The 12641-nt window shown below is 38.1% G+C and carries 11 protein-coding genes; all 11 read right to left on the bottom strand.

What is annotated here, in order from left to right; all coding sequences use genetic code 11:
• Positions 1-53: 53 nt before the first annotated feature.
• Complete coding sequence (gene atpB, locus QX565_RS07225; RefSeq protein ID WP_221648941.1) at positions 54-1160, bottom strand: F0F1 ATP synthase subunit A; 1107 nt, start codon at positions 1158-1160, stop codon at positions 54-56.
• Positions 1144-1575, bottom strand: a complete 432-nt coding sequence (locus QX565_RS07230; RefSeq protein WP_289292140.1) for a hypothetical protein — start codon at positions 1573-1575, stop codon at positions 1144-1146. The genes atpB and QX565_RS07230 overlap by 17 nt, the downstream gene beginning before the upstream one ends.
• A 42-nt stretch (positions 1576-1617) precedes the next feature.
• On the bottom strand, positions 1618-1863 hold the full coding sequence (gene atpC, locus QX565_RS07235; RefSeq protein WP_289292142.1) for an ATP synthase F1 subunit epsilon: 246 nt from the start codon (positions 1861-1863) through the stop codon (positions 1618-1620).
• Positions 1864-1880: 17 nt separating this feature from the next.
• Positions 1881-3401 (bottom strand): F0F1 ATP synthase subunit beta, encoded by a 1521-nt coding sequence (gene atpD, locus QX565_RS07240; RefSeq protein ID WP_221648944.1) that lies wholly within the window; start codon positions 3399-3401, stop codon positions 1881-1883.
• Positions 3402-3965: 564 nt separating this feature from the next.
• Complete coding sequence (locus QX565_RS07245; protein WP_289292144.1) at positions 3966-5120, bottom strand: DegT/DnrJ/EryC1/StrS family aminotransferase; 1155 nt, start codon at positions 5118-5120, stop codon at positions 3966-3968.
• A gap of 13 nt (positions 5121-5133) precedes the next feature.
• On the bottom strand, positions 5134-5718 hold the full coding sequence (locus QX565_RS07250) for an acetyltransferase (RefSeq protein WP_221648946.1): 585 nt from the start codon (positions 5716-5718) through the stop codon (positions 5134-5136).
• A 4-nt stretch (positions 5719-5722) separates the two neighbouring features.
• Positions 5723-6331, bottom strand: coding sequence for a sugar transferase (locus QX565_RS07255; RefSeq protein WP_289292147.1), 609 nt, complete (start codon positions 6329-6331; stop codon positions 5723-5725).
• A gap of 23 nt (positions 6332-6354) precedes the next feature.
• The gene (locus QX565_RS07260; protein ID WP_289292149.1) at positions 6355-7572 is read right to left on the bottom strand and encodes a glycosyltransferase family 4 protein; all 1218 of its coding nucleotides are present in this window, start codon (positions 7570-7572) and stop codon (positions 6355-6357) included.
• A gap of 1 nt (position 7573) precedes the next feature.
• The gene (locus QX565_RS07265) at positions 7574-9448 is read right to left on the bottom strand and encodes a heparinase II/III domain-containing protein (RefSeq protein WP_289292151.1); all 1875 of its coding nucleotides are present in this window, start codon (positions 9446-9448) and stop codon (positions 7574-7576) included.
• Positions 9448-11571: a bi-domain-containing oxidoreductase gene (locus QX565_RS07270; protein WP_289292152.1), complete on the bottom strand. Its 2124-nt coding sequence runs from the start codon at positions 11569-11571 to the stop codon at positions 9448-9450. The genes QX565_RS07265 and QX565_RS07270 overlap by 1 nt, the downstream gene beginning before the upstream one ends.
• Before the next feature lie 2 nt (positions 11572-11573).
• Positions 11574-12614 (bottom strand): glycosyltransferase, encoded by a 1041-nt coding sequence (locus QX565_RS07275; protein WP_289292154.1) that lies wholly within the window; start codon positions 12612-12614, stop codon positions 11574-11576.
• Positions 12615-12641 lie beyond the last annotated feature (27 nt).

Below are 12641 nucleotides of genomic sequence, written 5' to 3' on the forward strand. Positions count from 1 at the left end.
AAAATGGTTTATATTATTAATTTAAAATTCAGATTAGTCTAACTTACTTTTTTTTATTCAGTCGCTTCTTCTGACTTTCCACCCTCTTGTGCCAATCCGATAAACACAGCAGACAACATGGTAAATACATAAGCCTGAATGAAAGCCACCAACAACTCAAGTGCATTCATAAATATATTAAACAATACAGAAGCAACAGTCAACGTACTATTCAAGGCAGGCCCCATACTTGCCGAGATAAAGATAAGACAAGTCAATACCAACATCGCCATATGTCCCGAAAGCATATTTGCAAACAGACGGATCATCAAAGCAAATGGTTTGGTAAATACACCGAAAAACTCAATAAATGGCATCATCGGTATAGGCACTTTCAACCACCAGGGTACATCAGGCCAAAAGATATCCTTCCAGTAATGTTTGGATCCGAAGATATTTACAGCAAGGAAAGTACAGATAGCCAGCACCATTGTTATGGCAATATTACCTGTTACATTCGCTCCTCCGGGAAAGAAGGGTATCAATCCCATAATATTATTAATGAAAATAAAGAAGAAAGCTGTCAATAAATAAGGAGCAAATTTTTTATAATTAGGACCAACACAGCTCTTTATTACATCATCATGTATCATCATGATAAACATCTCCATAAAGCCTACAAAACCACCTGGAGCCGCTGCACCCTGTTCACGTTTACGATACCAATGTGCCACACCTAAAATAATGATCAGTAGCAGAGCACTGTTTATCAACAATGACAACGTAACTTTAGTAATAGAAATATCCCATGGACGTATTTCCTCACCAGCTGCATCATGTTCTATTATTTTGCCCTCATACCGGCTTCCTGCGGGAGCAATAGAAAATCCTTCGTAGGTTCCTCCATTCTCTTCTAATCGTGAAGATAAAAATGAATGCCAGCCACTATTAGAACTGTACACAATCACAGGCAATGGAATTGTTATATGAGTATCCCCCCACGTAGTGATATGCCACTCATAGGAGTCTCCTATATGTCCAAAGACTATGCTCTTCACATCAACCGTGTTCTCCTTTTGCTCCTGAGGGGTAACATCCTCTTCCTGCGCTACTGCAGGAGAAGCAATCAGCAACCCAAGTATGAGGAGTAATCCTGTGAATATGTTATGCAACTGTTTCATTTTTTGTTTTATTTTTCTTTTGTCGTTTCTTATTCAGTTCATAACTGGCAAAGAAACTTGTCTCAAATATCAAATACAGCAGATAGTACACTATAAAAGTAAGCATAAATGCCACTGCCTCTTCTCTAACTACCATACAATAAATAACAAGTACTATAACAGACAAAATCATTTTAAGCACTTTCATTGCCAAATGCAGCAACAACATCTTGTCCGGAGCAAACCTCCTGCAAGCATCGAACATATAAATATTAAATACTCCAAAAATATAGAAGTATACCGGAATTAACGGATATCCTCCAAAATAATGTTCGGGTACCAAAGAAAAGTAAGTCACACCACCTACCCCACTCAATAAAAGAGTAAGGATCGTAAGATAGAGCAAATACTTACGCTTCGTTAAACTTATGTTCATCTTATATCGCTGTGTTTTTCTGTTAATCTTATTTTTGTCTTGTCAGGAGATGCACACGGAAACCGTTTCATCGCTCATCTCTACAAAACCACCTTCAATATCAAGCGTACACTCTTCATTATCCTCCATCACATAACTCAGTTTTCCTTCCTTTAAAGAAGAGACAATCGGAGCATGCTGTGGCAGAATAGTGAACGAACCTATAACTCCGGGCAGCGTCACGCAATTCACTTCCCCATTATATATCTCTTTTTCCGGAGAAACAATACTCAAATGCAGCCTTTTCATTAACTATTATTTTTTAATTATTTATTTGCCTGTTCAAGCAACTGCTTACCCTTCTCAATAGCTTCTTCTATCGTACCTACGTTCAAGAAAGCCTGTTCCGGCAAATTATCAACTTCACCATCCAGAATCATACGGAATCCTTTTATAGTATCCTCTATAGAGACCATCACTCCCGGCACTCCTGTAAACTGCTCAGCCACAGCAAAAGGTTGCGACAGGAATCTCTGTACACGACGCGCACGGTTTACAATTGTACGGTCTTCATCCGAAAGTTCCTCCATACCCAAAATAGAGATAATATCCTGTAATTCCTTATTACGCTGAAGAATCTGTTTTACCCTTTGAGCCACCTCATAATGTTCCTGCCCTACGATATGCGGATCAAGAATACGAGAAGTAGATGCCAACGGATCTACGGCCGGATAAATACCCAATTCCGTAATTTTACGGTCGAGTACGGTTGTTGCATCCAGGTGCGTAAAAGTTGTTGCCGGTGCCGGGTCAGTCAAGTCATCAGCCGGTACATATACAGCCTGTACAGAAGTAATGGAACCATATCGGGTTGAAGTAATACGTTCCTGCATAGCTCCCATTTCCGTAGCCAAAGTCGGCTGATAACCTACCGCCGAAGGCATACGTCCCAACAATGCTGATACTTCAGAACCTGCTTGTGTAAAACGGAAAATATTATCAATAAAGAACAGAATATCCTTCGGACCTTCATCTCCCGAATGCATATCACGGAAAGACTCAGCTACTGTAAGTCCCGATAAAGCCACTGAAGCACGTGCTCCCGGCGGTTCATTCATCTGACCGAACACCAGAGATACCTGAGATTTCTCCACTTCTTCATAGTCCACCTTCGAAAGATCCCAATGTCCTTTCTCCATGCTTTCCTTAAAAGCTTCTCCATAGCGTATAACTCCGGACTCAATCATCTCACGAAGCAAGTCATTCCCCTCACGCGTACGCTCTCCTACTCCGGCAAAAACAGAGAATCCGTTATGCTTTTTAGCAATGTTATTAATTAACTCCTGAATAAGCACCGTTTTACCCACACCGGCACCACCAAATAAACCAATCTTACCACCTTTTGAATAAGGCTCCAACAAGTCGATTACTTTGATACCTGTATAGAGTACTTCCTGTACAGTTGTTAAATCTTCAAATTTAGGGGGATCACGGTGAATAGAATAGGCTCCTTTACGGCTGAGTTCTCTCATACCATCAATAGAGTCGCCAACGACATTCATAAGTCGTCCTTTAATTTGCTCACCTACCGGCATAGTGATAGGGCCACCTGTCGGATATACTTTCATACCACGTTGCAGTCCATCGGTACTATCCATTGCAACGGTTCTTACCGTATTTTCACCAATGTGTTGCTGCACCTCTACAATCAGAATTTTGCCATTCGGTCTTCTTATCTCCAATGCGTCGTGTATACTTGGCAACGCAATCTCAGCTTCCGTAGTTTCAAAGTACACATCAACCACAGGTCCGATTACCTGAGAGATATGTCCGATAATCTGTGACATAAGCAATCTTTTTATATATTATTTTCTAAACTTCATAGTATAGTAAGCCGCGTTTTTACCAACTTTACTATAAACATAACATCTGAGTTTTTCTTTTGTTCACTAACGTATACAAACGAGTAGTTAAACAAACAACTGTGCAAATGTAGAAACAAATGTGATTCATTATTCTGATTTGCTTTTTTTTTGTTTTAGATAACATTCGTTAGTCTTAAAAATCCTACTTTTTGACCTAAATTTACAGTAAACCAGAAGTATTATAATCAAAATATCATTCAGAGATTTATTTCATCAAAAAAAACGTTTTCACACAAAAGAGTTTTTTTCTTTCTACGACGGAGTCAACAGATTAAGTTAAAAGAGAAAAAGTAAAATAGACAACGAGTTTCGTGTCCGAACACGCAATAATTCTATATATAATGCCGATCACATAAGAAATACAACAGCAATAGAGTATAAAAAAGACTATATTAATTTTTGCAAATAATAAAAAAATCTCCCGGCAGATTCTTTTTACAGATCTACCGGGAGATTACTTTATTTTTATAATGTAGAATGGAGTTACTACATCCCTACAATCACTTCTACTACCCTTCTGATATCATCATCGGTCAACGTAGGTCCCGAAGGCAGACACAAACCGATATCAAACAAATGCTCACTCGTACCGTTTCCATAAAAAGGAGCATCCTTAAATACCGGTTGCAGATGCATCGGCTTCCACAACGGACGGGTCTCTATATTCTCTGTATCCAGCTTCAGACGAATATCCTCACGGGTTTTACCTGCTATCGAAGGATCAACCAGGATACAAGTCAGCCAAAAGTTAGAATTGAAATTATTGTCTGGGTTTTCCATAACAGTTATCCCATCTATATTCTTAAAGAGCTCTGTATACAAAGCATGAATCGCCCGTCTGCGTGCCACATGTTCCTCCAGCACAAACATCTGTCCACGGCCAATACCCGCACAAATATTGCTCATACGATAGTTATAACCAATATGTGTATGCTGATAATGCGGAGCTGCATCACGAGCCTGTGTAGCATAAAACTTTGTAAGTTTAGCTTCCTCTTCCGTTTTACACACCAAAGCACCACCACCCGAAGTAGTGATCATCTTATTGCCATTGAAAGAAAGTGCAGCCAATTCTCCAAACGTACCACATTTCCGCCCGTTCAATTCCGAACCTAAGGCTTCAGCAGCATCTTCCAACACGGGGATGTCATAACGTCCGGCTATCTCAATAATCTCATCCATCTTGGCAGGCATACCATACAGATGCACGGGAAGAATTGCTTTCGGAAGTTTTCCTGTTTTTCTCAAACGGTCCTTGATAGCCTCCTCCAATAATACGGGGTCCATATTCCAGGTATCCGTCTCACTATCCACAAACACTGGTTTTGCTTCCAAATAAGAGATGGGATTGGCAGAAGCAGCAAAAGTGAAACTTTGGCAAATCACTTCATCTCCCGGTTTTACACCAAGAAGAATCAAGCCTAAATGGAGTGCGGCCGTACCGGCACTTAGGGCAACGACCCTTCTATCACTGTCAATTGTCAATTGTCCATTGTCAACTAAGAATCGCCTTAGCGATTCTTCAAAGGCGTCTACGTTAGGTCCCAAAGGGACAACCCAGTTCGTATCAAAAGCCTCTTTTATAAAGTCTTGCTCACGGCCACCCATGTGAGCAAGCGAAAGCCAGATTCTCTTGTTCATATTATTTCTATGTTTATAAATTCTTTATTATCTTACAGCGATTACCCACCGCCAATACATGATCCGGAATATCTTTGGTTACAACAGAGCCAGCGCCTATTACACTCCAACTACCAATTTTCACACCCGGAGCTATTGTAGATCCGGCACCAATCAACGTACCTTCGCCCACATATACATTGCCACAAAGTGTAGAGTGTGGAGCGATGTGTACATAATCACTTATTACGCAATCATGATCAACCGATGCACCAGTATTAATGATACAATGCTTCCCAATACTGACACAAGATTGAATAATGGCACCCGGCATTACAACGCTACCTAAATGAATGTTTGCGACTTGTGAAACAATAGAAAGCGGATGAATAGCCCGGCCGAACTCTACTGACAACATCTTCGCTATATTAGAACGTATCCTGTTGTTTCCGATACTGATTATCAACGGTCCCCGGACTTCCGACGGACGTAGTACGGGATAGTCAAGAAGATGAGTAAGCGACTCATCATCGTCAAACAAAGCTTCAATCGATTCATGATTAGCTTTTAAAATATCAATGATCACTTTGGCATGACCACTTGCACCATATAAATACATTCGTTTAATTATTTCCAGTAAAAGGTTCCATTGTAGCAGAAGTATCAGAACTGATTCCTTCACGAACAAAAACTTTCCTGATAGTCAAGAGGAAAATCCTCAAATCCAACAGAAAAGAACAATGATCCACATACCACACATCCAGTTCAAACTTCTTCGTCCACGAGATAGCATTACGACCATTCACTTGAGCCCAGCCTGTTATACCCGGACGAACTTCGTGACGCCGAGCTTGCTCTTTATTGTATAAAGGTAAATATTGAGGTAATAAAGGACGAGGCCCTATCAAAGCCATATCACCTTTTAGCACATTTATTAATTGGGGTAGTTCATCAATAGAAGTAGAACGGACAAACTTACCAACTTTTGTCAGACGCTGTTCATCAGGTAAAAGACAACCTTTTGAATCACGCTCATCCGTCATGGTTTTGAATTTTATAACTTTGAAGATTTTACCATCTCTGCCGGGACGATTTTGCAAGAAGAAAACGCCCGCACCTTTATTAGCAAAATGTAACCAAAGAGCAATAATGAAAAGTACAGGACAACAAATCACCAAAGCACAAAAAACAAGACTAAAGTCAATTAAACGTTTCAAAAAAGAACGATACATATATTATAGCCAGAATTAAAAAATTAATCTGTCGAAGAAATTTCTTCAAGAAACGATACAAAATCATCAGCCAGTTTTATTCTTGAAAAATTAGCTTCTGCAAACCTCCTTGCGTTTTGTCCGGCATTCATTCTATAATTATCATCATCTACCAGCTTAATCAAACCATCCGCAAAAGCTTGTGCATTATTCGGTGGTACCACTACTCCCAAATTATTTTTTTCAATCATATCGGCCAACCAACCGGGATAGTTATTCAAAACAGCCAATCCCGATGAGATATAATCAAAAAACTTATTAGGTGAAGTTCCATAATAAAACGCAGGAACATTCGCCAATACCATTAACCCCACATCTGCCGATGCAACAATTGCATTTAATTCTTTCTTTGGTATCGGAGCATAAAACCGGCAATTATCCAGTTTTTCTCTTTCCACCCGTTCCTGTAGATGAGGTTTCATTTTTCCATCCCCGATAAACGCCAATACAATATCATTTCTGCCTCTATTTTTTAATTCATTTGCAGCATCCAATATCGCATCCAACCCATTAGCAATTCCATGTGCTCCTGTAAATACAGCAACTTTGTCTGTTGGTTTTATACCCTTTAGTTTCAAAAGCTCCCTTGGAGCAGGTTTAAATATATCCAAATCGCACCCGTTGGGTATCATAGCTATGCGTTTTCCTGATTGACTACGCTTTTGAATACCTTCACAAATCCCCGGTGAAAGTCCCACACAAGCATCCGAATAATGATAACTTAACCATTCCAGAACACTCATTCCCCATAAAAGTAGCGGATTCTTCATCCCCAATGCTTTAGGAAGTTCCGGCCATAAATCGCGTACCTCGAATATAAATTTCTTCTTTCGGAACAGTTTCATCACAATTCCCGGAATACCAGCCGTCAATGGTGTTGAAGTGGCAAACAATAAATCGTACTCTTCTTTTAATGCGATTTGTACTCCTTTCCAGCCAAACTTTATAAACGTTAATGCTCTTTTTGCTATCCCATCCTTATTCGAATAGGGCAAAGCTATTTGTATCACGTCAATTCCATCTACCATCCCTCTGTGCACATTTTTCATTTGAGTGCGCGGTAAGTCCAACTTTGCAGTTTCACCACATACCATGCAAACCGAATGTCCACGTTCAACGAGCCGTTTTGCCAATTCATAAGATCGTGTACCTCCAGCCTGAGTAGGGACCGTAAAATGTTGATGAAAATAAAGAACTTTCATTTTAAATCACTTGAATAATTGTTGTTATAGATTCTGAATCACTTATAAATTCGATTTCTTTATTCTCTTTTTTTTGTCCATAATATTCAGAGTACATACCCTTAGACGAAATGTAATGATGACTTACAGATTTAAAATCTATTCTCGAAGACTGGGTATGCCACAATTGACGTATTTTGATCCCTTGAGGTTTATTCAAAACAGTATCCTCAACCATCCATTCCGGAGCATTTTTCTTCTTTATAATCTTTCTTGAATGAGCTATATCGTGTCCTAACTGCCTGAAACAATTTACTACTCCCGAAAAACAATAAGAATCATCCAACTCCTGTATAGAGGCCTTTAAAGCTTGCGACCAATAAAACCACATAAATCTTGCTCCTTTCAACATCTGGTTATTATTACCCAACATGATTGTGTTGTGAGATTGGGTCCCCATAAAGTAATTGATATCCGAAGCATCCGTATTATACTTATAACTACCTCCATCCATCAATATATTTTCTCCTTTATACCAAACATCCATATGCAAATTATCTGCATGTGCCGGACGATCCTTATATTTACCGCAACGAATAAAAGTCAATGTATCCTGTTCACGTATCAAATAGTACCCTCCTACATCAAAAGAGATACATCCTATCTTCTGCTTGAGAGGAGCAAATTCAGCATGTATACAATTCCGATTATTTGCATACCAACCTCTATCCTCATATACATCATCATAAAGATTTTCACCGGTAAGCAGGTAATGAAGTGTATCAAGCTGAGGACGGTAATCTCTATAATCCGAATCATTTAATTTAAAAAACAGAGCTCCATCATTCGAACCATAATTAGGTAAATATCCATTTGATAATTCCTGGCACTGATATAGAAAATTGACAGATTGATAAGCGCGCTGATAGACATGTTCGCTAAAACATTCTCCATTCCTTTGAGCAAGAGCAATGCCCCATGTCAGTAATTGAATCACCACCCTGTGATAATTCATGCTAAACTGAAGGTACGTTCCATCTTCTGCTATCTGATATTCGATCTCCTTTTCGAACCACTTTTTTCCCTTTACTTTCCATAACTTCGCATCCGGAAACCAGGGAAAAAGTAAACCTACAATATATAATGTTAATGTCTCTGTTATAGCATGATTATTACGAACTGCTATTCTTGAGAAATTAATATTACCATAGACGTGCTTTATCTGCCAGTATATGGAATTTATGATCTTCTGAAAACAACTTTCTGTTAAAAGAGGAGATGATTTGTAATAATACAGAGCAAAAATCCAATTGAGAACCCTTAACGAAATCTCTTGACTACACTTATAATTCGGTCCGCAATTCAGAGGATTTTTATCAATCCAGTCCTGTATCTGATCAAATACGAACTGACTATGATCTTCGCCGGTTGAGTGGTCATATCTTATCACCGTATAGAGATATGAGAATCTTGACTTCTCCCATACATACTTGATATCTCCGGCTTCTTGTACAATGTCTTCCACCTCTGTCCAATGCTTGGATACGTCATATTTATAATTTGTATCAGGATTAGTCACCCAATCATAATCAGTACCCAAATCATACCATGCAGATGAAAAAAAACAGCACTCCCCTTTTACAACCCGATGGAAATCAGAAGCCAAATTATCTGTATGCACTCTACTGAATGAGACCTCTTTTGACGAATCAAAGAAGAACGGTAGTGCTTTCTCTTTCCATTCCTCCAATGAAAAAAACTTCTGCAACGTATAGTTCACCGGATATCTAAACCGTAATAAACCCGATTTACGTTGCATTTCATAAGAGGCACGAAATGAAAAATATCTTCCTCCCATATTTTTCAATATTTGGGAGTAGAGATTGAGTCGATTCATCACTTGACCTCTATCCAGCTATTCTGCTTCAAACTTTCGATACAAGCAAACGAAGCTTTAGTAGTATTAAGAATAGAATCAAAACTAATCAGTTCCTCTCCACCTTTAATGATTCTTTCGTTCAGCAAAGCAAACTGAGCAGCGTGTCCTTTATCCATCGTGCTTTTCATTTTACTGAACCCCTTAAACCCATATCCTCTTAACTCTCTCCAGTTATCCAGAACCAACGTTTTTTCTTGTGAGTACACTTCTATTCTTTCTTTCGAATAAGTTTTACTACCATTGGCAAAATAGTTTATCACGGCATTTGATCCGTTCTCATATCTCAATATGATACTTACATTATCCGTATTTTCAGCAGGAGTTACCCCCATTGAATTCATACAAACAGATATAACTTTACTATCAGCCAGATACGAACACAAATCAATAAAGTGGCAAGCCTCTCCAATAATACGTCCTCCTCCTACTTCCAAATCATGCACCCACACATCTGATGGAATAAAACCAGCATTCATAGTGGCTATTATATTTTTGACTCCTTGTCCAGATAACTGTTTCATTTTCTGAGCAAAAGGAGAAAAGCGACGATTAAACCCAACAGTTAATGTAATACCCTTTCCACTAACCTTTTTATAAGCATTTGTAATTTCCTGCAACTCCTGATCTGTCAAACACAAAGGTTTCTCAACAAAAACACTTTTGCCGGCTTGCAATGACTCCAATACCATAGAAGCATGCAAGTTGTGCCGGGTTGTAATCATTACTAAATCTACCTCCTTATCTGACAAAATCTCTTTATAATCAGAAGTTGCTTTCAAAACACCTGATTTCTTTGCCAATATTTTAGCAGATAACCCTTGAGCACTGGCAATGTATCTTATCTTTGCTTTGGCTTTCATCAAAGCAGGAATCATTGTTGCAGAAGTAAAGTTACCTGCCCCTATTATCCCTATCTGACCGGCAGAAGCCGAAAAAGTAGAAGAGTTCACATCAATAACAGAATCTGCTACCGTATCTTCCGGATATTTAATAATAGAAGCAATGGAGCCATGCTTACGCATATCACCATAAATCAAATTATAATCTTTCAATTCTACCTCTTCTGTAATCAACGACTTTACGTCCAAATTACCCATTGAGATAGCTTGCAATATCGTATCAAAATTTCTCTTCTCCGTCCATCTCACAAAAGGCAACGGATAATCAATTCCCTTATTTTCATAATTCTCATCATAACGTCCGGGACCATATGAACATGACACCTGAAAAGTGAGCTCTTTCTTATAAAAATCATCTCTGCGTATATCGAGACCTATCACCCCGACAAGTACTATACGTCCTCTCTTACGAGACATCTCAGCGGCCTGATGAATGACATCATTCGTTTTGGCAGAAGCAGTTATCAGAACAGCATCTGCACCTATCTGATCAGTCTCTTCCATTACAAACTTTACAGGATCTGTCCCTTTAGCCGGATTTATAGCAACAATCCCCTTTGCCCGTGCCAATTGTATTTTCTCTTCATCAAAATCTATTCCGATAACCTTACAACCATTTGCTTTCAATAATTGTGCAGCTATCAGTCCAATCAGTCCCAATCCTGTTACAACTACCGTTTCTCCTAATTGCGGATTTAACAATCGGATACCTTGTAATCCTATCGAACCTATCACTGTAAATGCAGCTTCTTCATCCGATACATTATCAGGAACTTTTGCCACCAGATTTTTAGGAACACAAACAAATTCGGCATGTTGGCCATTAGAGGCTACCCTATCTCCAACCTTTAACTCTGTAACCCCTTTTCCAATGGCCACAACTGTACCTACATTGCAGTAACCTAAAGGTAAAGGTTGCCCAAGTTTATTAAACACGGCTTCCAAAGTGGGTTGCAAACCATCCGTTTTTATTTTATCTAAAACTTGCTTTACTTTGTCTGGTTGTTGACGAGCTTTCTCTATCAGATTGGCTTTACCAAACTCTACAAGCATTCGTTCAGTACCTAAAGATACCAAAGATCTTGAAGTCTTAATTAATACACTGCCTGACTTCACTTGTGGTGACGGAACTTCTTCGAGCATAGTTTGCCCGGATTTCATATCTTGAATGATTTGTTTCATTATTACATTACTGATTTATAAATATTTAAAATTTCGTCCACTGTATTATCACTAATATAAATCTTATCCTTTACTAAAATATTTCGATTCATATAACAATCCCAAACTTTCCGTTTCAAATCTTCAAAATTTCTATTTCCAAATAAAATAGCTTCTTTAGGTCTAACACAAACATCACTTGCTATTGCCAATGTACCGCAAAATAGAGCTTCTTTCACTGATATACCCTCTATATCAGTAGAAGTAGGTCGAATAAACAAATCTGACAATTTCCAAACTTCAAAACCATTAGACAACTCTTTTTGTACTATTAAAATATTATTTTCTAAACCCCAATCTACAATTTTAGATAAACATCTATTATAATATTCTACATCACCAATAGCTGGTAAACAGAAAATTAAACCTACATCGACTTTCTCATCTTTCAACTCTTTAACAAGCCTTATTAGTAAATCCAATCCATATACATCAATATTATTCTCCAAACGTAATTTATAGGCATTTGCAGACAATACAAAAGCATGATTATTTCTGAAATTATGTATATCAGCACTCAAACCTTTATATTCCATTTTCATAGGAGGGAAAAAGGCAGGCAATATAAAAATATGTTTTGACTCACATTGAAATGATTCAATCAATTTATCCTTATAATCTTGATCATTTAAAATAATAAAAGCAGAACTTCGTAGAAACCTTTTTATTACTTTCTTTTTAACAAAAGAAGTCTCTTTTATTAAGTTTTTATTATGGATAGTAACCCCAACCTTATGTCTAAAACCAAACAAAATAAATAAGAAGAACGCCAATACATTATTAGAATGTAAATGGATTACTCTTCTGGCTCCAAACAATAATTTAACAAATTCAACCCAGAAATTATTTAAAGGCTTTATATAGGTAAATGGAGGTAAAGTCTTTCCAAAGTTTCTAAGAATAATGGAATCATCCTTTTCATGTAAATAATGAATTAATCTATAAATATGAATGGAGACCCCTCCAATGGGAGGAGGATAGGTTCCCCAAAGTTCTATACGCATATTACTTATATTTAATAAATCGCTAAG

This window comes from Bacteroides sp. 41_26, assembly GCF_949740115.1.
Classification (GTDB): Bacteria; Bacteroidota; Bacteroidia; order Bacteroidales; family Bacteroidaceae; genus Bacteroides; species Bacteroides nordii.

What these genes read in the sequence shown, in the direction of transcription:
- QX565_RS07245 (WP_289292144.1), bottom strand. Translation starts at nt 5,120, where the DNA reads ATGAACAAGAGAATCTGGCTTTCGCTTGCTCACATGGGTGGCCGTGAG.
- atpD (WP_221648944.1), bottom strand. Translation starts at nt 3,401, where the DNA reads ATGTCACAGATTATCGGACATATCTCTCAGGTAATCGGACCTGTGGTT.
- QX565_RS07265 (WP_289292151.1), bottom strand. Translation starts at nt 9,448, where the DNA reads ATGAATCGACTCAATCTCTACTCCCAAATATTGAAAAATATGGGAGGA.
- QX565_RS07275 (WP_289292154.1), bottom strand. Translation starts at nt 12,614, where the DNA reads ATGCGTATAGAACTTTGGGGAACCTATCCTCCTCCCATTGGAGGGGTC.
- QX565_RS07270 (WP_289292152.1), bottom strand. Translation starts at nt 11,571, where the DNA reads ATGAAACAAATCATTCAAGATATGAAATCCGGGCAAACTATGCTCGAA.
- atpC (WP_289292142.1), bottom strand. Translation starts at nt 1,863, where the DNA reads ATGAAAAGGCTGCATTTGAGTATTGTTTCTCCGGAAAAAGAGATATAT.
- QX565_RS07260 (WP_289292149.1), bottom strand. Translation starts at nt 7,572, where the DNA reads ATGAAAGTTCTTTATTTTCATCAACATTTTACGGTCCCTACTCAGGCT.
- QX565_RS07230 (WP_289292140.1), bottom strand. Translation starts at nt 1,575, where the DNA reads ATGAACATAAGTTTAACGAAGCGTAAGTATTTGCTCTATCTTACGATC.
- QX565_RS07255 (WP_289292147.1), bottom strand. Translation starts at nt 6,331, where the DNA reads ATGTATCGTTCTTTTTTGAAACGTTTAATTGACTTTAGTCTTGTTTTT.
- QX565_RS07250 (WP_221648946.1), bottom strand. Translation starts at nt 5,718, where the DNA reads ATGTATTTATATGGTGCAAGTGGTCATGCCAAAGTGATCATTGATATT.
- atpB (WP_221648941.1), bottom strand. Translation starts at nt 1,160, where the DNA reads ATGAAACAGTTGCATAACATATTCACAGGATTACTCCTCATACTTGGG.